A 23,012-nucleotide genomic window follows, 5' to 3' on the forward strand; every position below is an offset into this window, starting at 1 on the left:
TGGTGTAGGAGCTGCCGAAGGCTGCGATCTTTTGATCTTAATGCGTACGGGCTACCGCGAACTCACTCAGTTCAACCAGCGCATCGCGGTATTCGCTGGCGGGCAGCGCTTCAAGGCACTTGATCGCGCGGGCCACATAATCGCGGGCCAGTTGCGCGGTGTACTCCAGCGACCCCGAGGCTTCCACGGCTTCGCGGATGCTTTCCAGATCTTCGATTCCGCCTTTCTGGATCGCCTTGCGCACCAGGGCGGCCTGCTCCGGCGTACCTTCGCGCATGGTGTAGATCAACGGCAAGGTCGGCTTGCCTTCGGCCAGATCGTCACCGACGTTCTTGCCCAGGGTCTCGGCGTCGCCTTTGTAGTCAAGCAGGTCGTCGACCAACTGGAAGGCCACCCCGAGGTGATCACCGAATGTACGCAGGGCTTCGGCCTGTTCCGGCGTGGCTTCGCAGAGGGCGGCGGCACTGTGGGTTGAGGCTTCGAAGAGCATCGCGGTCTTGCCGCGGATGACTTCCATGTAGGTTTCTTCGGTGGTGCTGGCGTCACGCACCTTCGACAGCTGCAACACTTCGCCTTCGGCGATGATGCGCGTGGCTTGCGAAAGGATCTTCATCACTGGCATGGAACCCAGTTCGACCATCATTTCGAAGGAGCGCGAATACAGGAAGTCGCCGACCAGCACGCTTGGCGCGTTGCCCCACATGGCGTTGGCGGTCGAGCGGCCACGACGCATGCCGGACATGTCGACCACGTCGTCATGCAGGAGGGTGGCGGTGTGCAGGAACTCGATGGTGGCGGCCAACAGGCGCAGTTCGTCGCCTTCACGGCCCAAGGCCTTGCCGCACAGCAGCACTAATAAGGGACGCAGGCGCTTGCCGCCGGCCGAGGTGATGTAATCGCCGATTTTCGATACAAGCGGCACGCGCGAAGTCAGCTGCTTCTTGATGATGCCGTCGACGGCGCTAAAATCGTCCGCCACCGCGCGGTAGAAAGCTTGGGGTTGCATCAGCGACAGTCGCTCCAGAAGGGTTGCGCGGCATGCTAGGACCCACGCCAGCAGGTGTCAAGGCGCGATGGACGGCCCCTTGCAAGGCTGGCGTGGCTTGCGTACAATCGCGCACCCTGAACTTCCTGGGCAGCACCTGCCTTACGCAATTGCAAGCGGGCCTTCCAGCCCCATGCAGCCATGCCAGCCAATACCTCTTCTTATAAAGAGCTGGGTGAGCAGGATTATCGGAGAAATACCATGTCTTATGCAGTAATCGTTACTGGCGGCAAGCAGTACAAAGTCGCCCCAGGTGAATACCTGAAGATCGAAAAACTGGAAATCGCTACCGGCGAATCCGTTACCTTTGATCGCGTTCTGTTGGTTGCCAACGGTGACGACGTGAATATCGGCGCTCCAGTTGTTGCTGGCGCTACCGTTGTGGCTGAAGTGATCTCCCAAGGTCGTCACGATAAAGTCCGCATCATCAAGTTCCGTCGCCGTAAGCACCACATGAAGCGTATGGGCCACCGCCAGTGGTACACCGAGATCAAAATCACCGGTATTCAGGCTTAATTTCAGCCTAATTCCTCACTAGGAGAATTGAACTCATGGCACACAAAAAAGCTGGTGGTAGTACCCGTAACGGTCGCGACTCAGAAGCCAAACGCCTTGGCGTGAAGATGTATGGCGGCCAGGCTATCAAAGCAGGCAACATCATCGTGCGTCAGCGCGGTACCCAATTCCACGCTGGCTACGGCGTTGGCATGGGTAAAGATCACACCCTCTTCGCTAAAGTCGAAGGCGTGATCAAGTTCGAAGTAAAAGGCGCCTTCGGTCGTCGTTACGTGAGCGTAGTCGCAGCTTAATTGCGCGATCGCTGGAAAAGCCCTGTCTCGCGACGGGGCTTTTTCGTTTGTGGGGTGAGTCTCTTGCAAAGCTGTTTGTATGGGCTGTCGGCGTACGATGTAGGTGTCGTGGTTTGGGGTCGCTGCGCTCATTTTTGCAAGAGTCTTATGTCTTGATTGTTTTTCGGCTCGTCCGTATGGCGAGAGGCGTTTGTTATGAAGTTTGTTGATGAAGTATCGATTCGAGTAAAGGCCGGTGATGGCGGCAATGGCGCCATGAGTTTCCGTCGGGAAAAATTCATCGAAAACGGTGGTCCGAACGGTGGTGATGGTGGTGATGGCGGTTCCATCTACATGATGGCCGACGAAAACCTCAATACCCTGGTGGACTACCGTTACACCCGGCACTTCGATGCCGAGCGTGGCTCCAACGGCGGCAGCACCGACTGCACCGGCAAGAAGGGTGAAGACCTGATCCTGCGCGTTCCGGTCGGCACCACGGTGATCGACTCCGCAACTCAGGAAGTCATCGGCGACCTGACCAAGGCCGGTCAGAAATTGATGGTAGTGCAGGGCGGCTGGCACGGTCTGGGCAATACCCGTTTCAAATCCAGTACCAACCGTGCGCCGCGCCAGACCACTCCGGGCAAGCCGGGTGAGCAGCGCGACCTGAAGCTGGAAATGAAAGTGCTGGCTGACGTCGGTCTGCTGGGTTTGCCGAACGCCGGTAAAAGTACCTTTATTCGCTCGGTTTCGGCTGCCAAGCCGAAAGTTGCCGACTACCCGTTCACCACGCTGGTGCCGAACCTGGGTGTGGTCAGCGTCGATCGCTGGAAGAGCTTCGTCATTGCCGATATTCCGGGTTTGATCGAAGGCGCTTCCGAAGGTGCTGGTCTGGGCATTCGCTTCCTCAAGCACTTGGCGCGTACGCGTCTGCTGCTGCACCTCGTGGACATGGCGCCGCTGGATGACGCCAGCGCACCGGATGCCGCTGAAGTGATCGTCAACGAGCTGATCAAGTTCAGTCCGTCCCTGGCGGAGCGTGATCGCTGGCTGGTCCTGAACAAGTGCGATCAGATCCTTGACGAGGAGCACGATGCTCGCGTCAAGGAGATCGTCGATCGCCTGGAATGGACTGGTCCGGTCTACGTGATCTCGGCCATCTCCAAGCTCGGTACCGAGCGTCTGTGCCGCGACATCATGCGTTACATGGAAGATCGTGCTGATCGCCTGGCCAATGACCCGGCCTACAAGGAAGAGCTGGCCGATCTCGATCAGCGCATCGAAGATGAAGCCCGCGCTCAGCTGCAGGCGCTGGATGACAAGCGTGCCCTGCGTCGCAGCGGCGTGAAGTCGGTCCACGACATCGGTGACGATGATTGGGACGAAGAAGATGTGGATGACGAAGATGGTCCGGAAATCATTTACGTGCGTGACTGATTCGTTGCGATAAACTTAAGCGCCGCTCAATCGAGCGGCGTTTTAGTATCTGTAAATCGTTGGTCGCAAATAGCCACGAATAACGTCACGGGCAGTGCCAGGTCGCGCTGTCCTCAAGCTAAGGTTGAAGATGATGCGGAGCAAGGTGACAGGTGCGCAGCGTTGGGTCGTGAAGATCGGCAGCGCTTTGCTGACGGCGGACGGCAAGGGCCTGGATCGCGCGGCAATGGGTGTCTGGGTTGAGCAGATGGTGGCCTTGCATGAGGCGGGTGTCGAGCTGGTGCTGGTGTCCTCCGGGGCGGTGGCGGCCGGTATGAGCCGCTTGGGCTGGACTTCGCGACCCAGTGCGATGCACGAGCTTCAGGCCGCTGCTGCAATCGGCCAGATGGGGCTGGTGCAGGCCTGGGAGTCGAGCTTTGCCGAGCACGGCCGGCATACCGCGCAGATTCTCCTGACCCACGACGACCTGTCCGACCGCAAGCGCTACCTGAACGCCCGCAGTACCTTGCGCGCATTGGTCGAGCTCAAGGTCATTCCGGTCATCAACGAGAATGACACCGTGGTCACCGACGAAATCCGTTTCGGCGACAACGACACCCTGGCGGCGCTGGTGGCGAACCTGGTCGAGGCGGATTTGCTGGTGATCCTGACGGATCGCGATGGCATGTTCGACGCCGATCCGCGCAACAATCCGGATGCCCAGCTGATTTACGAAGCGCGTGCCGATGATCCGGCGCTCGATGCGGTGGCGGGCGGTACGGGCGGGGCGCTGGGGCGCGGCGGTATGCAGACCAAGCTGCGCGCGGCGCGCCTGGCGGCCCGTTCCGGTGCTCACACCATCATCGTCGGAGGGCGGCTTGAGCGTGTGCTGGATCGCCTCAAGGCGGGCGAGCGCATCGGCACCCTGCTGTCGCCGGAGCGCGGCATGCTGGCGGCACGCAAGCAGTGGCTGGCCGGTCATCTGCAAACCCGTGGCACCCTGGTGTTGGATGCCGGCGCGGTGACCGCGTTGTCCCAGGGCAACAAGAGCTTGCTGCCGGTCGGGGTCAAATTGGTGCAGGGTAGCTTCCGTCGCGGCGAGATGGTGGTTTGCGTGGCGCCGGACGGTCGTGAGATTGCCCGCGGCCTGGCCAACTACAGCGCGCTGGAAGCGCAAAAAATCATCGGTCAGTCGTCCGAGGCGATTGTCGGTCTGCTGGGTTACATGGCGGAGCCGGAACTGGTTCACCGCGATAACCTGATCCTGGTCTGAAGGAATACCTGAATGCGCGTGGCAAAAGGATTGTTGGGATTGCTGTTGGCGATGCCGCTGCTGGCTTCGGCCGAGGAAATCGGTCAGGTGTCGACGGTGTTCAAGTTCGTCGGGCCAAATGACCGGATCGTGGTCGAGGCCTTTGATGATCCCAAGGTCGAGGGTGTGACCTGCTATCTGTCGCGCGCCAAGACGGGCGGGGTCAAGGGTGGTCTTGGATTGGCCGAGGATCGTGCCGAGGCGTCCATCGCCTGCCGGCAGGTCGGGCCGATCAGCTTCAAGGGTGAGCTCAAGGATGGCGACGAGGTATTCAAGGAGCGCACGTCCCTGGTGTTCAAGACCATGCAGGTGGTGCGCTTCCTCGACAAGAAGCGCAATACGCTGGTGTACCTGGTGTACAGCGATCGCTTGATTGAGGGCAGTCCGCAGAATGCGGTGACGGCGATTCCGATTCTGCCGTGGGCGCACGCCCAATAAGCTAGTGCAGATCCAAATGTGGGAGCGAGCCCGCTCGCGAAGGCGGCGTGACAGTCAGTGATGATGCTGAATGTGATGGCCTCTTCGCGAGCAGGCTCGCTCCCACAGTTTTTTTGTGGTGGGTGCATCAAATCACAGGCAATAAAAAACCGACCCTGAGGTCGGTTTTTTAATGAGCGTGTCGCTTAGGCAGCAGCGGCAACGTTCAGGGCCTTGACGTGGCCATTCAGGCGGCTCTTATGACGAGCGGCCTTGTTCTTGTGGATGATGCCTTTATCGGCCATACGGTCGATAACTGGCACAGCCAGAACGTAAGCGGCTTGAGCTTTGGCAGCGTCTTTTGCGTCGATGGCCTTAACTACATTCTTGATGTAGGTACGAACCATGGAACGCAGGCTGGCGTTGTGGCTGCGACGCTTCTCAGCCTGTTTTGCACGTTTTTTGGCGGAAGGTGAGTTGGCCACCGTCGAGCTCCTCGAAAGACTTTTTAGGAAATAGCAAACAAAATAGGCCGCGAATCATGCCGATGAGTTGAAGTCTTGTCAAGGGCGCTTGAAACGTTCCGCTAAGTGGTAGGCGTGGTGCGACGGGATATTTCTTTCCGGCGTGTGACCTGTAAACTCGCGAGCTTTGGCTCTGTGCTGTTGCGGCGCGGAGTATCGCACAAGTAGGCGCGTAGTTCGCCTGCTGTTTATCGACAGGCACAAACTCTTTCCATGAATCTGCTCAAATCGTTGGCCGCCGTCAGCTCTATCACGATGCTTTCCCGGATTCTGGGATTTGTCCGAGACACCCTCATCGCGCGCACATTTGGCGCAGGAATGGCGACTGACGCCTTCTTTATCGCCTTCAAATTGCCCAATCTGCTGCGACGGATCTTTGCCGAAGGAGCGTTTTCCCAAGCGTTCGTGCCGATTCTTGCCGAATATAAAAGCCAGAAGGGCGAAGAGGCGACGCGTACCTTCATCGCCTACGTCTCGGGCCTGCTGACACTGGTGCTCGCGCTGGTCACAGCGTTGGGCATGATCGCCGCACCGTGGGTCATCTGGGTCACCGCGCCGGGTTTCACCGACACGCCGGAAAAATTCGAACTGACCTCCAGTCTGTTGCGGGTGACCTTTCCCTACATCCTGTTGATTTCCCTGTCGTCGTTGGCCGGCGCGATCCTCAATACCTGGAACCGCTTTTCGGTGCCAGCCTTCGTGCCGACCCTGCTGAACGTCAGCATGATCATCTTTTCGGTGTTTTTGACGCCGTACTTCGATCCGCCCGTCATGGCGCTCGGCTGGGCAGTACTGGTCGGCGGCCTGGCGCAGTTGCTCTATCAGCTACCGCACCTGAAAAAGATCGGCATGCTCGTACTGCCGCGCCTGAACCTGCGTGACAGCGGTGTGTGGCGTGTCATGAAGCAAATGTTGCCGGCCATTCTCGGTGTCTCGGTGAGCCAGATTTCGCTGATCATCAATACGATCTTCGCGTCTTTCCTGGTTGCCGGTTCCGTGTCGTGGATGTACTACGCCGACCGTTTGATGGAGCTGCCGTCCGGGGTGTTGGGCGTGGCGTTGGGGACGATTTTGCTGCCGACCCTGGCCAAGACCTACGCCAGCAAGGATCGCCACGAATACTCGCGCATCCTCGATTGGGGCCTGCGTCTGTGCTTCGTGCTGGTATTGCCTTGCGCCCTGGCGCTGGGGATTCTGGCCGAACCGCTGACGGTTTCCCTGTTCCAGTATGGTCAGTTTGATGCCCATGATGCGGCCATGACCCAGCGTGCGTTGATCGCCTATTCCGTCGGGTTGCTCGGAATCATCGTGATTAAAGTGCTGGCGCCGGGCTTTTATGCGCAACAAAACATCCGCACGCCGGTGAAAATCGCAATTTTCACGCTGGTCGTCACTCAGTTGTTTAACCTGCTGCTGATTGGTCCTCTGGCTCACGCGGGCCTGGCGCTCGCCATCAGCGCCGGCGCCTGCCTCAATGCGGGGTTGCTCTTTTATCAGCTGCGTAAACAGCAGATGTACCAGCCGCAACCGGGCTGGGCAAAGTTCGGTTTCAGGCTGGTGATTGCGGTGGCGGTGATGTCTGGCGTGTTGCTGGCAGGGATGCATTTCATGCCGGCCTGGGGTGAGGGGCAGATGCTTGAGCGTTTCCTGCGTCTGGGTGCCTTGGTCGTTGCTGGTGTAGTGGCTTATTTCGGCATGTTAGTGTTGATGGGCTTCCGTTTGCGCGACTTCAATCGCAAGACGCTTGGCTGAGGTTCAGGCCTCGATAAACACGGGCGGGCCGGCGGTTTTGTCGGCTCGATCACTTTGGGTTACGGTGTTGCCTGTCGTCGGCCGCCGGGTGTGGTTATAATCGACCACTTTATGAGCAAGAAGCGCGTTATGCAGCTGGTTCGAGGCCTCCACAATCTGCGCCCCCAGCATCGGGGCTGTGTCGCCACTATTGGCAACTTTGACGGTGTACACCGTGGCCACCAGGCTATCCTGGCGCGGCTGCGTGAGCGTGCGCTCGAGTTGGGTGTGCCCAGTTGCGTGGTGATTTTCGAGCCGCAACCGCGCGAGTTCTTCGCTCCGGAGACCGCACCGGCCCGTCTGGCCCGTCTGCGGGACAAGCTGCAATTGTTGGCCGCCGAAGGCGTCGACCGCGTTCTGTGCCTGGCTTTCAACCAGCGCCTGAGCAAACTCAGCGCCAGCGAGTTCGTCGATACCATTCTGGTCGACGGCCTGGGTGTCCAGCACCTGGAGGTCGGTGATGACTTCCGTTTCGGTTGTGACCGCGCGGGAGATTTCGATTTCCTGCAACAGGCCGGCATCCTTCAGGGATTTACCGTCGAAGCGGCGCAAACCGTCGAGCTGGATGGTATCCGGGTCAGCAGTACGCAGGTCCGCAATGCCCTGGCCGCCGCGGATTTCGCCCTGGCCGAACGCCTCCTCGGGCGGCCGTACCGGATCGCCGGTCGCGTATTGCATGGACAGAAGCTCGCTCGGCAGTTGGGTACGCCTACGGCCAACATACAACTCAAGCGCCGTCGCGTACCGTTTACCGGGGTTTACCTGGTGGACGTCGAGATCGATGGCAAGACCTGGCCCGGCGTCGCCAATATCGGCGTGCGGCCCACGGTTCAAGGTGATGGCAAAGCCCACCTGGAAGTGCATCTTTTAGATTTTGCCGGCGATCTGTATGACCGGCGTTTAACGGTGGTTTTCCACCACAAGCTGCGTGAAGAGCAGCGTTTCGCCTCTCTGGAGGCACTGAAAACGGCGATCAGCGCGGATGTCGCCGCCGCCCGTGCACTAGCCGCACCTAGCGCCCATCGCTAATGAAGAGCCTTAAATGACCGACTATAAAGCCACGCTAAACCTTCCGGACACCGCCTTCCCAATGAAGGCCGGCCTGCCACAGCGCGAACCGCAGATCCTGCAGCGCTGGGACAGTATTGGCCTGTACGGTAAGTTGCGCGAAATTGGCAAGGATCGTCCGAAGTTCGTATTGCACGACGGCCCTCCGTACGCCAACGGCACGATTCACATCGGTCATGCGCTGAACAAGATTCTCAAGGACATGATCATCCGCTCGAAGACCCTGTCGGGCTTCGACGCGCCTTATGTCCCGGGCTGGGACTGCCACGGCCTGCCGATCGAGCACAAGGTCGAAGTGACCCACGGCAAGAACCTGGGCGCGGACAAGACCCGCGAACTGTGCCGCGCCTATGCCACCGAGCAGATCGAAGGGCAGAAATCCGAGTTCATCCGTCTGGGCGTGCTGGGCGACTTCGCCAACCCGTACAAGACCATGGACTTCAAGAACGAGGCCGGGGAAATCCGTGCCCTGGCTGAAATCGTCAAGGGCGGTTTCGTGTTCAAGGGCTTGAAGCCCGTGAACTGGTGCTTCGACTGCGGTTCGGCCCTGGCTGAAGCGGAAGTCGAGTACGAGAACAAAAAGTCCTCGACCATCGACGTGGCCTTCCCGATTGCCGACGAAGCCAAGCTGGCTGCCGCCTTCGGTCTGCCTGCCTTGGGCAAACCGGCATCGATCGTGATCTGGACCACCACCCCGTGGACCATCCCGGCCAACCAGGCGTTGAACGTCCACCCGGAATTCAACTACGCCCTGGTCGACGTCGGCGACAAGCTGCTGGTGCTGGCTGAAGAGCTGGTCGAGTCGTGCCTGGCGCGCTACTCGCTGGAAGGTTCGGTGATCGCTACCGCTGCTGGATCGGCGCTGGAACTGATCAACTTCCGTCACCCGTTCTACGACCGCCTGTCGCCGGTATACCTGGCCGACTACGTCGAACTGGGCGCCGGTACTGGCGTGGTTCACTCCGCACCGGCTTACGGCGTGGACGACTTCGTGACCTGCAAGAAGTACGGCATGGTCAACGATGACATCCTCAACCCGGTACAAAGCAACGGCGTGTACGTGCCTTCGCTGGAATTCTTCGGCGGCCAGTTTATCTGGAAGGCCAACCCGGCCATCGTCGACAAATTGACCGAAGTCGGTGCGCTGCTGCACACCACCGTCATCGAACACAGCTACATGCACTGCTGGCGCCACAAGACCCCGCTGATCTACCGCGCCACCGCGCAGTGGTTCATCGGCATGGACAAGCAGCCGACCACTGGCGACACCCTGCGCCAGCGCTCGCTCAAGGCCATTGAAGATACCCAGTTCGTCCCGGCCTGGGGCCAGGCGCGCCTGCACTCGATGATCGCTAACCGTCCGGACTGGTGCATCTCCCGTCAGCGCAACTGGGGTGTGCCGATCCCGTTCTTCCTGAACAAGGAAAGCGGCGAGCTGCACCCACGTACCGTCGAACTGATGGAAGAAGTTGCCAAGCGCGTCGAAGTCGAAGGCATCGAAGCCTGGTTCAAACTGGACGCCGCCGAGCTGCTGGGCGCCGAAGCGCCGCAGTACGACAAGATCAGCGACACCCTGGACGTCTGGTTCGATTCGGGCACCACGCACTGGCACGTCCTGCGCGGTTCGCACCCGATGGGCCACGAAACCGGCCCGCGCGTCGACCTGTACCTGGAAGGCTCGGACCAACACCGCGGCTGGTTCCACTCGTCGCTGCTGACCGGTTGTGCCATCGACAATCACGCGCCGTACCGCGAACTGCTGACCCACGGCTTCACCGTCGATGAATCCGGCCGCAAGATGTCCAAGTCCCTGGGCAACGTGATCGCGCCGCAGAAAGTCAACGACACCCTGGGCGCCGACATCATGCGCCTGTGGGTTGCCTCGACCGATTACTCGGGTGAAATGGCCGTTTCCGAGCAGATCCTGCAACGCAGTGCGGACGCCTACCGGCGTATCCGTAACACCGCGCGCTTCCTGCTGTCGAACCTGACCGGTTTCAACCCGGCCACCGACCTGCTGCCGGCCGAAGAAATGCTGGCGCTGGACCGTTGGGCCGTGGACCGTACACTGCTGCTGCAACGCGAGCTGCAAGAGCACTACAGTGAATACCGCTTCTGGAACGTGTACTCGAAGATCCACAACTTCTGCGTGCAGGAGCTGGGTGGCTTCTATCTCGACATCATCAAGGATCGCCAGTACACCACCGGCGCCGACAGCAAGGCCCGCCGTTCGTGCCAGACTGCGCTGTTCCACATCTCCGAGGCGCTGGTGCGCTGGATCGCACCGATCCTGGCGTTCACCGCCGACGAACTGTGGCAGTACCTGCCGGGCGAGCGTAACGAGTCCGTCATGCTCAACACCTGGTACGAAGGCCTTAGCGAGCTGCCGGAAGGCTTCGAGCTGGGTCGCGCTTACTGGGACCGCATCATGGAAGTGAAGGTTGCGGTCAACAAAGAGATGGAAATCCAGCGTGCAGCCAAGGCGGTCGGTGGCAACCTGCAAGCCGAAGTGACGCTGTTCGCCGAAGACGCGCTGACTGCCGACCTGGCCAAGCTGAGCAACGAACTGCGTTTCGTGCTGATCACTTCGACTGCCAGCGTTGCACCGTTTGTGAAGGCACCCGAGGACGCGGTCGTTACGGAAGTCAGCGGCCTGAAGCTGAAGATCGTCAAGTCGGCCCACGCCAAATGCGCCCGTTGCTGGCACTGCCGCGAAGACGTCGGCGTGAACCCGGAGCATCCGGAAATCTGCGGTCGTTGCGTGGACAACATCAGCGGCGCTGGCGAGGTCCGTCACTATGCCTAATGCCGTTGGCCGTTTCGGACGGCTGAGCTGGCTCTGGTTGAGTTTGCTGGTCCTGGTCATCGACCAGGCCAGCAAGTTCTACTTCGAAGGCAAGCTCCAGATGTACCAGCAGATCGTGATCATCCCCGATTACTTCAGCTGGACCCTGGCCTACAACACTGGCGCGGCATTCAGCTTCCTGGCTGACAGCTCCGGTTGGCAGCGCTGGCTGTTCGCCTTGATCGCAGTCGTGGTCAGTGCGGTGCTGGTGGTGTGGCTCAAGCGTCTGGGGCGCAACGAGACCTGGCTGGCGGTCGCGCTGGCGCTGGTGCTCGGCGGCGCGCTGGGCAATCTGTATGACCGCATTGCCTTGGGCCATGTGATCGATTTCATTCTGGTGCATTGGCAGAACCGCTGGTATTTCCCGGCGTTCAACTTTGCCGACAGTGCAATCACGGTAGGTGCTGTCATGCTGGCACTGGATATGTTCAAAAGTAAAAAGACCGGAGAAACCGTTCATGACTGAACAGGTATTGGCTGAGCAACGTATCGGCCAGAACACGGAAGTCACCTTGCATTTCGCATTGCGCCTGGAGAATGGCGACACGGTGGACAGCACCTTCGACAAAGCCCCTGCGACCTTCAAGGTCGGTGACGGCAATCTGTTGCCAGGTTTCGAAGCAGCCCTGTTCGGTTTCAAGGCCGGTGACAAGCGTACACTGAGCATCGAGCCGGAAAACGCGTTCGGACAGCCGAACCCGCAAAACGTGCAGATCATTCCGCGCTCGCAATTTGCAGACATGGAGCTGTCGCCGGGTTTGCTGGTGATCTTCAACGATGCGGCCAATACTGAACTGCCGGGCGTGGTGAAAGAGTTCGATGACGCGCAAGTGACCATCGACTTCAACCACCCGCTGGCGGGCAAGACGCTGACCTTTGACGTGGAAATCATTTCCGTCAAAGCGCTGTAAAAGTGTGGGAGCGGGCTTGTGTGGCGAGGGGGCTTGTCGGAACGCCGCATCGCCCCGTTGGGGGGCGAAGCGCCCCTGAAACCGGCCTCCGCGATTCTGAATGAGTCAGCGGTGACTGTTTTACGATTGCTGCGCAATCGAACGGGGGCAAGCCCCCTCGCCACAACAGGCTCGCTCCCACAGTGTTTTTCATTGTTTTCGCGCGCAAGACACGAGGCACAGCATGCAAATCAAACTCGCCAACCCCCGTGGCTTCTGTGCCGGTGTGGACCGGGCGATCGAAATCGTCAACCGCGCCCTGGAAGTCTTCGGGCCGCCGATCTACGTACGCCACGAAGTGGTCCACAACAAATTTGTCGTCGAGGACCTGCGCTCCCGTGGCGCGATCTTTGTCGAAGAGCTGGATCAGGTGCCGGACGACGTCATTGTGATCTTCAGTGCACACGGCGTTTCCCAGGCCGTGCGCAGCGAAGCGGCTGGCCGCGGGCTGAAAGTGTTCGATGCCACGTGCCCGCTGGTGACCAAAGTCCACATCGAAGTGGCGCGCTACAGCCGTGACGGCCGAGAGTGCATTCTCATCGGCCACGCCGGTCACCCGGAAGTCGAAGGCACCATGGGCCAGTACGATGCCAGCAACGGTGGCGCGATCTACCTGGTCGAAGACGAGAAAGATGTGGCGGCGTTGCAGGTGAACAACCCTGAAAAGCTCGCCTTCGTGACCCAGACCACCTTGTCGATGGACGATACCAGTCGCGTTATCGATGCCCTGCGTTCGCGCTTTCCGGCCATCGGCGGACCGCGTAAGGACGACATTTGCTACGCCACGCAAAACCGTCAGGACGCGGTCAAGCAACTGGCCGACGAGTGTGATGTGGTGCTGGTGGTCGGCAGCCCGAACAGTTCCAACTCCAATCGCTTGCGCGAGCTGGCAGAGCGCATGTCCACTCCGGCCTACCTGATCGACGGTGCCGAAGACCTCCAAAAGAGCTGGTTCGACGGCGTCGAGCGTATCGGCATCACGGCTGGCGCATCCGCCCCGGAAGTCCTGGTGCGCGGCGTGATCCAGCAGTTGCAGGCCTGGGGTGCCACCGGTGCCGATGAGCTGGCCGGTCGCGAGGAGAACATCACGTTCTCGATGCCTAAAGAACTGCGCGTTCGCTCGTTGCTCTGAATTCAGTCCTTTTCCCGCATAACGCCTGCTCAACCTTGTCGTTGCGCAGGCTGACGCGACCGGTCCGTGCCAAGACCACTTGGTGTCGGCTTACCGGTTCGCGAACGCCGCAAATGTGTAACGTTCCTCCAATCAGTGCTTCGCCCTGTCCTTTGAATCGTATTGAGCTTTCGACCGAACCGTTCCCTGCAATCGACACGCGTGCGCCGCTCTGGCGTTCGGCCAACAGTGGATTGTCGCTGTCCATCTCCCCCTTGCCGCTGATATCCAGGATCATCCGCCAGCCTTGGCTCCAGTCGCCATTGATGCCGTGAATCACCACGGCCTGGTTGCGGACGATGGCTTCGCTCCGGGCGGCGCGAATATCACTGAAAAGAGCCTGCGCCGCTTGCTGTCTTTGGTTCGACTCGATCAGCGTTGCGAACGCCGGAGTCACCAGAAGCAGAACAATTCCTGTAATTGCCAGTCCCATGAGCAGTTCGATCAGGCTGAAGCCGTATTGCCGCATGATATTTCCCTCCGTGGCGTGCTGTGGCTCGCGCAATCCGTGCGCGAGAAATGGCAACGCACAGCATCGTTCGAACGTTGTGCTGCGCAACAGCAGGTATAGCCGAAGGAAGCAGAAGGGCCCGATGGAGCATCGTACAAAAGGTTTCACGCTGATCGAGTTGCTGATCGCGCTCGCGATTCTTCTGATCCTGCTGACTATGGCCGTCCCGGCGTTTACCCGCTCGACCCAAACAACCAGGGCTGATACCGAAATCGCGGACCTGCAGCGAGCGTTGAATGTTGCCCGGCTCGAAGCCATCGATCGGGGCACTACCACACGGGTGCGGCCGACAGCCGGCGGGGATGTCTGGAGTGGGGAGCTGGCGATTTACGACGGTAATGGCACTTTGGCCAATGTATTGCGGGTTGTTCCGGCGATGAGCAACGGCGCAACTCTGGCGCTAACCTCTGGCGTCACTGCTATCGATTTCAACAGTCTGGGCGGATTGTCATCGCCGTCCTCGGAGGTGGTGATCAGCTATGGACGGGGAGCACAAAGCAGGACGCTGACAGTGTGTTTGAACGGACGAATTCTATTGGGTGGACGTTGCGGATGAGGGCAGGGATGCAAGGCTCGCAGGAGGGCATGACGCTGGTCGAAGTCCTGGTGGCGTTAGTCATTCTGGGAGTGGGGTTGCTGGGCGCAGCGGCGTTTCAGCTCAATGCGCTGAAGTACACGGACAGCGCGCGCATGACCAGTCAGGCCAGTTTTATCGCTTACGACATGCTGGACCGCATTCGCGCCAACGCCGCTGCGGACTACACCATTGCGCCTCCGGCTTCGGGCAATCCGGACGTTGCCCGGGATCAGGACCTCTTTGACTTCAACGCCAACATTGTCAGCTCACTCGGCGCCACCGCGACCGGCAGGGTCACCGTCAACCAGCAGGTGTACACCATCACGATCAACTGGGACGACTCACGGGCCGCGAATACTGCCGACTCGCGGCGCAGCTTCGTCCTGACCAGCCGCACGGCCGTCGATCCGGGGGCGACCCCATGACTCGTTGCAGCAAAGGCTTTGGCCTGGTCGAGTTGCTGATCGCCCTGGCATTGAGCCTGATCGTGGTGCTCGGCGTGGTGCAGGTTTTCATCGCGGCCAAGAACACCTATCTCAGCCAGAATGCGGCCGCGAACATGCAGGAGGATGCACGTTTTGTGTTGAGCAAAATGATCAAGGAAATCCGCATGGTCGGGATGTTCGGTTGTCTGAAAACGATCACTGATTCAAGTAAGAACGGTGATTTCCATGCCAGTCAGCAAACGCCGATTCGTTGGGACAACGGCGGCCGCCAGTTGACGCTGGTGATGTCGGATGTTGGCAGCAATGGCGACAAGCCGGACTGGACTGTGCTTTCCGATTGTAGAACCCATTCGACGGCCTACAGTGAAGGCCGGACGCCAGCGGCAGGGCAGCAGGCATTTCCGATCCGGCGGCTGACTTACAGGTTCAGTAACAACCAATTGCTCATGAAGGGCGGGGCCGCAGCAGACCAGGTACTGGTGGACAATGTCGGCGCCTTCGACGTGAGCTTCGGCTTGGCCAGCACGGCCACTGATCTGTCTGCATCCCGCTACAGCAGCAACCCGCCGGACCCCGCGCTGATTCGTAGCGTACGCCTGAGCCTGACCCTCACCGATCCGAACCGCCGGGTGAGCGATCAAACCTTCAACGTGGTTGCCGCACTGCGCAACCGCTTGCCATGAGGGGATGCCATTGAGTCGTTCTCCCATGACGTATTATTCCCAGCGCGGCATGGCGCTGCTGGTCAGTCTGGTGTTCTTGCTCTTGCTGACGCTGATTGGCCTCTCCTCGATGCAGAGCGCGACCCTGCAGGAAAAAATGGCCGGTAGCGTCGCCTTGCACAACCAGTCGTTTCAGAGTGCCGAGGCAGCATTGCGGGTGGGCGAGAGTGGCGTGCAACGGGACAGTTATGCGTTACCTGTTTGCAGCGGCATCGTTCAATGTGCACCACCGTCCGAGTCCTCGACTATTACCGCAGCCGGTTTCAACGCCACTTCCGGAGTGACCTGGATTGCATCGGGCAAGGGCTTTTATGGCGTGCAAAACATCGGTGTCAGCCGGGATGCGGTGAATGTGCCAATCAATACCCCGGCGACCTTGTATCGTGTAACGGCAGTCGGCATCGCGGGGCATTCGCGCAGTGTGGTGGAGAGTATCTATGCGAAGTACTGAGCGACCTGGCAGGTTATGGTTACACCTGTTCGGTGCCGTGGTCGCGCTTGACCTGTCGTTGTCGGCGCACGCAGCCACGCCAGCGGATTCGCCAGCGCTGAACCGGCCAACCTGTCTGGCGAATGGCAACTGGTACGGTTTCTATCATGGCAATCAGGGCTTGAAAGCCGTCTGCCTGAAGCTGCCCGAAGCGATCAGCGTTAAGATGCTCGACAGCAACGCCGATGGAGTGGTCGACAACCTCGACACGCTGTCCGAGGGTGTGATCTTTGTCGGAGAGCATTCGACCCAGGATCCCGGTGACAATGGCGGGGCCGTAAACGATTCCACTGGCGACGATGCGCCGGGGATGGAAAAATCCGGCGGCAGCCGTCGCATCATGTGGCGACAAATACAGTAAGTGAGAGTTGAGGCATGCGTAGTTCCAACCGCGGTTTTACCCTGATCGAAATCATGATCGTGATTGCGATCATCGGGATTGTCATGACCATTGCCGCCCCGAGTTTCACCGAGTACCTGAACAAGGGCCGTCGCGCGGAAGTGGCGGGTCTGCTTTCGGAGCAGGCGCAACTCCTGGAGCGCTTCTACTCGCAGAAAAATGTCTACACCGATGCGACGGGCCTCAGCGCCGGCAATGACTACTACAGCATCATTCCAGCCCTGACCGACCAGACCTTTCTGCTGACGGCGGTACGCAAGGCTGACTCAGGCATGGCCACTGACAAATGCGGTGATCTGACTATCACCAACACCGGTGTACTGGGTATGGTCAATGCGAAGTCCGGCCTGACCAGCAAAGACTGCTGGGGGCGCTGAGTTTCCTTTTCGGGTGCCTTTTTGCACCCTCTGTCTATTTAACGATTGGATCAGAACATGACCAGGCAACAGAAAGTGGTGATTGTCGGCGGTGGGGTGATTGGCTTGCTGACGGCCTTCAATCTCGCCTCCGAAGTGCAAAGCGTTGTGCTGCTGGATCGCTCGAGCGTCGGTCAGGAGTCGTCCTGGGCCGGTGGCGGCATCGTTTCGCCGCTTTACCCGTGGCGCTACAGCCCGGCGGTCACCGCGTTGGCTCACTGGTCCCAGGACTTTTATCCACAACTGGGCGAGCGCTTGTTCGCCGCCACCGGTGTTGATCCTGAAGTGCATACCACCGGTCTGTATTGGCTGGATCTGGATGACGAGGCACAAGCGCTGGCATGGGCCGCCCGGGAACATCGTCCGTTGAGTGCCGTTGATATCTCGGCGGCACACGACGCGGTGCCAGTGCTGGGCAGCGGTTTTTCCCGGGCGATCTACATGGCCGATGTCGCCAACGTGCGTAACCCGCGCCTGGTGAAGTCGCTCAAGGCCGCGTTGCTGGCGCTGCCGAACGTGACGATCCATGAGCAGTGCGAAGTCAGCGGGTTTGTTCGTGACGGCAACAAAGTGGTCGGTGTGCAGACCGCCACAGGTGCTGTTCTCGGCGATCAGGTCGTCCTGACGGCAGGGGCCTGGAGCGGTGATTTGCTCAAGCTTCTTGATCTGACGCTGCCGGTCGAGCCGGTGAAAGGGCAGATGATTCTCTACAAGTGCGCGGCGGATTTCCTGCCAAGCATGGTCCTGGCCAAGGGCCGTTATGCGATTCCCCGGCGCGACGGACACATACTGATCGGCAGTACGCTGGAGCATGAAGGTTTTGACAAGACGCCGACCGGGGCGGCACTGGAAAGCCTGAAGGCGTCGGCGGTGGAATTGATCCCGGCACTGGCCGATGCCGAAGTGGTGGGGCACTGGGCCGGATTGCGCCCGGGATCACCCGAGGGCATTCCCTATATCGGCCCGGTGCCGGGGTTTGACGGGCTCTGGCTCAACTGTGGGCATTACCGTAACGGACTTGTGTTGGCGCCGGCGTCCTGTCAGTTGTTTGCCGATGTGATGCTGGGTCGTACGCCGATTATCGATCCGACGCCTTATGCGCCTGCTGGGAGACTTTGAAACAAGCGAAAAAGATCGCAGCCTGCGGCAGCTCCTACATGATTGGAGCGCACCTCCTGTAGGAGCTGCCGCCGGCTGCGATCTTTTTAAAGCCTCAATCCAGTCCCAGTTTCTTGAGCCTGTAACGCATCGACCTGAATGACAGATTCAACCGCTGAGCCGCCGCCGTGCGGTTCCAGCGGGTTTCCTCCAGGGCCTGGAGCAGCAGTTGGCGTTCGACGTTTTCCAGATAGGTGTCCAGATTGTCGATCCGGGTCAGGTCCGGCATTCCACCTTCAGCTGAGCAATTGCCTTCAGCCAGGCGCAGGTCACCGGCTTCGATCTGGTTGTCCTCGCACAAGGTGTGAGCCCGTTCGAGCATATTTTCCAGTTCCCGCACATTGCCCGGGAAGCGATAGCTTTTCAGCGCATCGAGGGCTTGGGGGTGGAGTCTGGCTGCCGGTTGACCCGTATCGTCGGCCAGGCGCTTGAGTATGTGGCTGGCCAGCACCTCGATGTCATCGCGACGCTCGCGCAAGGGCGGCACCCGGAGTTCGATCACATTCAAACGGTAGTAAAGATCATGCCGAAATCGCCCGGCGGCGACTTCGGCGTCAAGGTCCTTGTGTGTGGCGCAGAGAATGCGCACATCCACCGCCACTTCCTGCTGCCCGCCGACGCTGCGTACGGCTTTCTCCTGAATGGCGCGTAGCAGTTTGACTTGCATGGCCAGCGGTAGGTCGGCCACCTCGTCGAGGAGCAGGGTGCCGCCGTGAGCGGTCTGGAACAGACCGGGTTTGTCTTCGATGGCGCCGCTGAAGCTGCCTTTGCGATGGCCGAAAAACTCGCTCTCCAACAGTTCCGAGGGAATCGCCGCGCAGTTGATCGCAATGAACGGCTGCTTGGCGCGGGGGCTTTGATCATGGATCAGGCGCGCGACCAATTCCTTGCCACTGCCGGATTCTCCGCTGATGTATACCGTTGCATGACTGTTGGCCAGTTTGGTGATGTGCTTGCGCAGGTTGCGCATGGGTAATGAGTCGCCCAGCAAACGGCGATCGATGTCGACCCCGCGGGCAGGAAGCAGCAGGGCGTTGGTGACCAGTTCACGCAGGCGCGGAAGGTCCACCGGTTTGGTGAGGAGGTCGAATGCACCGGCCTTGAGCACATTGATTGCGGTTTCGAGGCTGGCATAGGCGGTGATCATCGCCACCTGGACCTGAGGGTGGCGTTGCTGGATGTGCTGGACCAGTTCCAGGCCGGTGCCATCCGGCAATTGCATGTCGGTCAGGCAGAGATCGAATGTTTCGCTTTTCAGCAGCGATTGCGCTTCGCCGACATTGCGGGCGTTGAACGTCTCCAGTTTCATCCTTCCCAGGGTGATTTCCAGGAGTTCGCGTATGTCTGGTTCGTCATCGACGATCAAGACTTTTTGTCGTGGTCTCGTGTTCAAACTAGGTTCCGTCCGTGAGCAAAGGTCATGCAAAAGCAGCCGCTTTCCTGGCGTGCCTTGAAGTCTAGGCGGGACGGAGTGCTTTCGCCCGGCTGGCCGGACAGATAAAGCCCCGGGCCCTTGATAGGCGGGGCGGGGGCTTCGTGATGGAGTATTTCCAGTGATTTCAGGTCAAGCCATGGCGGCGACATTGGCGCGCGGCGATGCAGGTGCAGGACGTTTTCGATTACCCGGTTCATTCGCAGAGAGTGGTCTTGAATAATCTGCGTCAGACGTCACTCGATGCCTTTCAGTTCCTTGGGTGCCAATGATAGTCCTCGATCGGTCGCCAGTTCGGGAGAGTGTCAGCGGCCGCTGGAACCCTTGTCCTGCTCGAGATGAGCCTGGCTGCAATACCACCGTTGGTCGAGACTCAGCGCGCGGTCACGGGGCAGGTGAACGCCGCAATGGGCGCAGCGGACCATGGGCGCCGCGTCCCGTTCGGCAGGGGACCGGGGGGTGGAAGCCTGACCCTTGAATTTGCGCCAGAACCATACGGCAGCGGCAATCAGGACAATCCAGAACAATAAACGAAGCATGGTGAGCTGCTTTTCGACTGATGATCCGGCAGTTTAGCCAAGGACCTGACAGGCGCACAGTGTAATAAAGCGTTGAAATAAAAAAGGGAGACCCGAGAGTCTCCCTTTTGCACAGCCCAAGGTGTCAGTCGAACACGCCGAAGGTCATGTAGCTGAACCACGAGCGGTCGCTGTTGTTGCCTTCCGCTTCGTGATTTTCTTCTTCGACCGCGTCGCCATTGTCGTCTTTAGGCTTGAGCTCGGCCGGAATCGCATCCTTGGCGTCCTGGAACTGCTTCTGCACGTCCTGGTTGGCGCGGGTTTCGCCCGGTGGCAGTGGCGGACGGGATTCGATCAGGCCCAGGGTCGCCTTGCTCAACCACGAACGGTTGTCGGCTTCGGCCACGGTCGGCACGAACTGGCCGTCAACCAGCGTCGGGTGGTTCGGGTAGTTGAGCTTCAGGGTTTCCAGGCTGGTGGCAGCCAGCTCGTCCAGGTGCAGGCGCTGATAGGCCTCGGTCATCACCGCCAGGCCGTCGCCGACCGAAGGGGTTTCCTGGAAGTTTTCCACCACGTAACGACCGCGGTTTGCCGCAGCGACATAGGCCTGACGGGTCAGGTAGTAGTCGGCCACGTGAATTTCGTAGGCCGCCAGCAGGTTGCGCAGGTAAATCATGCGCTGCTTGGCATCTGGCGCGTAACGGCTGTTCGGGAAGCGGCTGGTCAGCTGGGCGAACTCGTTATAGGAGTCGCGGGCGGCGCCAGGGTCACGCTTGGTCATGTCCAGCGGCAGGAAACGCGCCAGCAGGCCGACGTCCTGGTCGAAAGAAGTCAGGCCCTTGAGGTAGTAGGCATAATCGACGTTCGGATGCTGTGGGTGCAGACGAATGAAGCGCTCAGCCGCAGACTTGGCCGCTTCTGGCTCGGTGTTCTTGTAGTTGGCGTAGATGAGTTCGAGTTGCGCCTGGTCGGCATAGCGACCGAACGGATAACGCGACTCCAGAGCCTTCAGCTTGGCAATGGCGGAGGTGTAGCTACTGTTGTCCAGGTCATTTTGAGCCTGTTGGTACAGCTCGACTTCACTGAGGTTTTCGTCTACGACTTCCTTCGATGAGCAAGCAGCGGTCAATGCGAGGATGGCGATCAGCAGCAGGTGTTTCACTTGCATGGCGGCTTGCGTCCCTATGACGGCCGCTGTCTTGGGCGTGGCCGTCCTGTTATGATGAGCGCCCCGTTGAAAAGCCTCGGGGCAAAAGACGCCGTATTTAACCACAAGCGCGCAGCCGAAACCAAAGGCTGTGCCGACGCCTAGTCTGAGCATGTCCGATAAAATTGAACTTCGCGCAGAGGTGCCGTCCGAATTGGGCGGCCAACGCCTCGATCAAGTCGCCGCACAATTATTCGCTGAGCACTCGCGCTCGCGCCTTTCCGCCTGGATCAAAGACGGCCGCCTGACTGTGGATGGGGCGGTTATCCGCCCGCGAGACATCGTCCATGGTGGAGCCATCCTTGAGTTGACTGCCGAGCAGGAAGCTCAGGGCGAATGGGTCGCTCAAGACATAGCCCTGGACATCGTCTACGAAGACGACGACATCCTGGTGATCAACAAGCCTGCGGGCCTGGTGGTGCACCCGGCTGCCGGTCATGCCGACGGCACCTTGCTCAACGCCTTGCTGCACCACGTGCCGGACATCATCAATGTGCCCCGCGCCGGTATCGTGCATCGCCTGGACAAGGACACCACCGGTCTGATGGTGGTGGCCAAGACCATTCAGGCGCAGACGCAGCTGGTGACACAGTTGCAGAGCCGCAGCGTCAGCCGGATCTACGAGTGCATCGTGATCGGTGTGGTGACAGCTGGCGGCAAGATCAACGCGCCGATCGGTCGTCACGGCCAGCAACGCCAGCGCATGGCCGTAATGGAAGGTGGCAAACAAGCCGTCAGCCATTATCGCGTGCTCGAGCGCTTCCGCTCCCACACTCACGTGCGGGTGAAGCTGGAAACCGGTCGTACGCACCAGATTCGCGTGCACATGGCGCACATCAACTACCCGTTGGTCGGAGATCCTGCCTACGGCGGTCGTTTCCGTATTCCGCCGGCCGCCAACCCGACCATGGTCGAGTCGCTGAAGAACTTCCCGCGTCAGGCGCTGCATGCGCGTTTCCTGGAACTGGATCATCCGACCACCGGTAAACGCATGAGCTGGGAATCGCCGTTGCCGGAAGACTTCGTCTGGCTGCTGACCTTGCTCAAGCAAGACCGCGAGGCGTTCATCGGATGAGTGACTGGCTGATTCCTGACTGGCCCGCGCCGGCCGGGGTCAAAGCCTGTGTGACCACCCGTGCGGGCGGCGTCAGTGTGGCGCCGTTCGACAGCCTCAACCTCGGCGATCACGTCGACGACAGCCCTGAAGCGGTTGCCGAGAATCGCCGTCGTTTGACCGATCATTTTTTCATTCAACCGGCCTGGCTGCAGCAGGTCCACGGCATTGTCGTGGCTCATGCCGATCCGGGCCGGGTGGACACGGCTGATGCCAGTTGGACATCAACGCCGGGGGTCGCCTGTGCAGCGATGACTGCGGACTGCCTGCCTGCGCTGTTTTGCGACCGTGCCGGGACGCGTGTCGCGGCAGCCCATGCCGGTTGGCGTGGATTGGCGGCAGGTGTGCTGGAAGCGACTCTCGACAGCCTCAATGTGCCATCCGCCGAAGTACTGGTCTGGCTCGGCCCGGCCATCGGCCCGCAGGCCTTTGAAGTCGGCCCGGAGGTGCGCGAGACTTTCGTCGAGCAATTGCCGCAAGCGGCTGAGGCTTTTGTGCCGAGCCAAAACCCCGGCAAGTTCATGGCCGACATCTATAGGCTGGCGCGCTTGCGTCTGGCCGCTCGCGGTGTCACCGCCGTTTATGGTGGCGGGTTCTGCACCGTGACCGACCCGCGCTTCTTTTCTTACCGCCGTGCGCCTCGCACTGGTCGGTTTGCCTCCTTGGTTTGGCTCGAACGCTAGACTTGTCT

General features: G+C 60.0%; 26 protein-coding genes. 20 read left to right on the forward strand and 6 right to left on the reverse strand.

Translation table 11 applies throughout. The annotated features are described in order from the left end of the window. Positions 1-37: 37 nt before the first annotated feature. Positions 38-1,006 (reverse strand): polyprenyl synthetase family protein, encoded by a 969-nt coding sequence (locus KW846_RS26430; RefSeq protein WP_007970914.1) that lies wholly within the window; start codon positions 1,004-1,006, stop codon positions 38-40. A gap of 240 nt (positions 1,007-1,246) precedes the next feature. Here KW846_RS26430 and rplU point away from each other — a divergent pair, with 240 nt between their 5' ends. From rplU to KW846_RS26455, 5 genes are all read left to right on the forward strand, one after another. Continuing rightward, entirely contained in the window at positions 1,247-1,561 is a 315-nt protein-coding gene (gene rplU / locus KW846_RS26435; RefSeq protein WP_003176051.1) for a 50S ribosomal protein L21, read from the forward strand. A gap of 35 nt (positions 1,562-1,596) precedes the next feature. Next, positions 1,597-1,854 carry a 50S ribosomal protein L27 gene (gene rpmA, locus KW846_RS26440; RefSeq protein WP_003281574.1) on the forward strand — a complete coding sequence of 86 codons (258 nt, stop codon included), beginning with the start codon at positions 1,597-1,599 and terminating at the stop codon, positions 1,852-1,854. A gap of 195 nt (positions 1,855-2,049) precedes the next feature. Further along, the gene (cgtA, locus tag KW846_RS26445) at positions 2,050-3,273 is read left to right on the forward strand and encodes an Obg family GTPase CgtA (RefSeq protein ID WP_218486054.1); all 1,224 of its coding nucleotides are present in this window, start codon (positions 2,050-2,052) and stop codon (positions 3,271-3,273) included. A 133-nt stretch (positions 3,274-3,406) separates the two neighbouring features. Then, entirely contained in the window at positions 3,407-4,525 is a 1,119-nt protein-coding gene (gene proB, locus KW846_RS26450) for a glutamate 5-kinase (protein WP_033047437.1), read from the forward strand. A 12-nt stretch (positions 4,526-4,537) separates the two neighbouring features. Then, entirely contained in the window at positions 4,538-5,002 is a 465-nt protein-coding gene (locus KW846_RS26455; RefSeq protein ID WP_015096894.1) for a CreA family protein, read from the forward strand. A 185-nt stretch (positions 5,003-5,187) separates the two neighbouring features. Here KW846_RS26455 and rpsT read toward each other — a convergent pair whose 3' ends face one another. Next, a complete protein-coding gene (gene rpsT, locus KW846_RS26460) occupies positions 5,188-5,466 on the reverse strand; it encodes a 30S ribosomal protein S20 (RefSeq protein WP_007970922.1) in 279 nt (92 codons plus the stop codon). Between the two features lie 252 nt (positions 5,467-5,718). On the opposite strand from rpsT, the gene murJ reads away from it, so the two are divergent. The 6 genes from murJ (at position 5,719) to ispH (ending at position 13,291) form a co-directional block, all read left to right on the forward strand. Then, positions 5,719-7,257 (forward strand): murein biosynthesis integral membrane protein MurJ, encoded by a 1,539-nt coding sequence (gene murJ, locus KW846_RS26465; RefSeq protein ID WP_218486055.1) that lies wholly within the window; start codon positions 5,719-5,721, stop codon positions 7,255-7,257. A gap of 129 nt (positions 7,258-7,386) precedes the next feature. Beyond that, on the forward strand, positions 7,387-8,325 hold the full coding sequence (gene ribF, locus KW846_RS26470) for a bifunctional riboflavin kinase/FAD synthetase (RefSeq protein ID WP_104451400.1): 939 nt from the start codon (positions 7,387-7,389) through the stop codon (positions 8,323-8,325). A 13-nt stretch (positions 8,326-8,338) separates the two neighbouring features. Then, the gene (ileS, locus tag KW846_RS26475) at positions 8,339-11,170 is read left to right on the forward strand and encodes an isoleucine--tRNA ligase (protein ID WP_218486056.1); all 2,832 of its coding nucleotides are present in this window, start codon (positions 8,339-8,341) and stop codon (positions 11,168-11,170) included. Continuing rightward, entirely contained in the window at positions 11,163-11,675 is a 513-nt protein-coding gene (gene lspA / locus KW846_RS26480; protein ID WP_007970932.1) for a signal peptidase II, read from the forward strand. The genes ileS and lspA overlap by 8 nt, the downstream gene beginning before the upstream one ends. Positions 11,676-11,682: 7 nt before the next feature. Next, the gene (fkpB, locus tag KW846_RS26485) at positions 11,683-12,120 is read left to right on the forward strand and encodes an FKBP-type peptidyl-prolyl cis-trans isomerase (protein ID WP_172435717.1); all 438 of its coding nucleotides are present in this window, start codon (positions 11,683-11,685) and stop codon (positions 12,118-12,120) included. A 223-nt stretch (positions 12,121-12,343) separates the two neighbouring features. After that, entirely contained in the window at positions 12,344-13,291 is a 948-nt protein-coding gene (gene ispH / locus KW846_RS26490; protein ID WP_015096888.1) for a 4-hydroxy-3-methylbut-2-enyl diphosphate reductase, read from the forward strand. On the opposite strand, the gene KW846_RS26495 is transcribed toward ispH, so the two are convergent. Beyond that, positions 13,260-13,799: a GspH/FimT family protein gene (locus KW846_RS26495; RefSeq protein ID WP_218486057.1), complete on the reverse strand. Its 540-nt coding sequence runs from the start codon at positions 13,797-13,799 to the stop codon at positions 13,260-13,262. The genes ispH and KW846_RS26495 overlap by 32 nt on opposite strands. A 124-nt stretch (positions 13,800-13,923) precedes the next feature. Here KW846_RS26495 and KW846_RS26500 point away from each other — a divergent pair, with 124 nt between their 5' ends. The 7 genes from KW846_RS26500 to thiO are packed head-to-tail and all read left to right on the forward strand — an operon-like array spanning position 13,924 to position 18,011. After that, positions 13,924-14,397, forward strand: coding sequence for a GspH/FimT family protein (locus KW846_RS26500; protein WP_218486058.1), 474 nt, complete (start codon positions 13,924-13,926; stop codon positions 14,395-14,397). Then, a complete protein-coding gene (gene pilV / locus KW846_RS26505; RefSeq protein ID WP_218486059.1) occupies positions 14,394-14,843 on the forward strand; it encodes a type IV pilus modification protein PilV in 450 nt (149 codons plus the stop codon). Before KW846_RS26500 ends, pilV begins: the two co-directional genes overlap by 4 nt. Continuing rightward, the gene (locus KW846_RS26510) at positions 14,840-15,547 is read left to right on the forward strand and encodes a PilW family protein (RefSeq protein ID WP_218486060.1); all 708 of its coding nucleotides are present in this window, start codon (positions 14,840-14,842) and stop codon (positions 15,545-15,547) included. The genes pilV and KW846_RS26510 overlap by 4 nt, the downstream gene beginning before the upstream one ends. Positions 15,548-15,557: 10 nt before the next feature. Then, entirely contained in the window at positions 15,558-16,037 is a 480-nt protein-coding gene (locus KW846_RS26515; RefSeq protein ID WP_218486061.1) for a PilX N-terminal domain-containing pilus assembly protein, read from the forward strand. Continuing rightward, a complete protein-coding gene (locus KW846_RS26520) occupies positions 16,024-16,437 on the forward strand; it encodes a hypothetical protein (RefSeq protein WP_218486062.1) in 414 nt (137 codons plus the stop codon). The genes KW846_RS26515 and KW846_RS26520 overlap by 14 nt, the downstream gene beginning before the upstream one ends. A 14-nt stretch (positions 16,438-16,451) precedes the next feature. Beyond that, a complete protein-coding gene (locus KW846_RS26525) occupies positions 16,452-16,853 on the forward strand; it encodes a type IV pilin protein (RefSeq protein ID WP_218486063.1) in 402 nt (133 codons plus the stop codon). Positions 16,854-16,910: 57 nt separating this feature from the next. Continuing rightward, on the forward strand, positions 16,911-18,011 hold the full coding sequence (gene thiO, locus KW846_RS26530) for a glycine oxidase ThiO (protein WP_218486064.1): 1,101 nt from the start codon (positions 16,911-16,913) through the stop codon (positions 18,009-18,011). 94 nt (positions 18,012-18,105) lie between these two features. On the opposite strand, the gene KW846_RS26535 is transcribed toward thiO, so the two are convergent. From KW846_RS26535 to KW846_RS26545, 3 genes are all read right to left on the reverse strand, one after another. Continuing rightward, on the reverse strand, positions 18,106-19,443 hold the full coding sequence (locus KW846_RS26535) for a sigma-54 dependent transcriptional regulator (RefSeq protein WP_218486065.1): 1,338 nt from the start codon (positions 19,441-19,443) through the stop codon (positions 18,106-18,108). A 344-nt stretch (positions 19,444-19,787) separates the two neighbouring features. Then, positions 19,788-20,021, reverse strand: a complete 234-nt coding sequence (locus KW846_RS26540) for a PP0621 family protein (RefSeq protein WP_218486066.1) — start codon at positions 20,019-20,021, stop codon at positions 19,788-19,790. Between the two features lie 124 nt (positions 20,022-20,145). Further along, positions 20,146-21,168: an outer membrane protein assembly factor BamD gene (locus tag KW846_RS26545; protein ID WP_116581804.1), complete on the reverse strand. Its 1,023-nt coding sequence runs from the start codon at positions 21,166-21,168 to the stop codon at positions 20,146-20,148. Positions 21,169-21,319: 151 nt separating this feature from the next. Here KW846_RS26545 and rluD point away from each other — a divergent pair, with 151 nt between their 5' ends. Together rluD and pgeF are read left to right on the forward strand one after the other, a co-directional pair. Further along, on the forward strand, positions 21,320-22,282 hold the full coding sequence (rluD, locus tag KW846_RS26550; protein ID WP_007990414.1) for a 23S rRNA pseudouridine(1911/1915/1917) synthase RluD: 963 nt from the start codon (positions 21,320-21,322) through the stop codon (positions 22,280-22,282). Then, on the forward strand, positions 22,279-23,004 hold the full coding sequence (gene pgeF, locus KW846_RS26555) for a peptidoglycan editing factor PgeF (RefSeq protein ID WP_218486067.1): 726 nt from the start codon (positions 22,279-22,281) through the stop codon (positions 23,002-23,004). Before rluD ends, pgeF begins: the two co-directional genes overlap by 4 nt. The last annotated feature ends 8 nt before the right edge of the window (positions 23,005-23,012 follow it).

Source organism: Pseudomonas sp. PDM32 (assembly GCF_019219225.1).
Classification (GTDB): Bacteria; Pseudomonadota; Gammaproteobacteria; order Pseudomonadales; family Pseudomonadaceae; genus Aquipseudomonas; species Aquipseudomonas laurylsulfatiphila.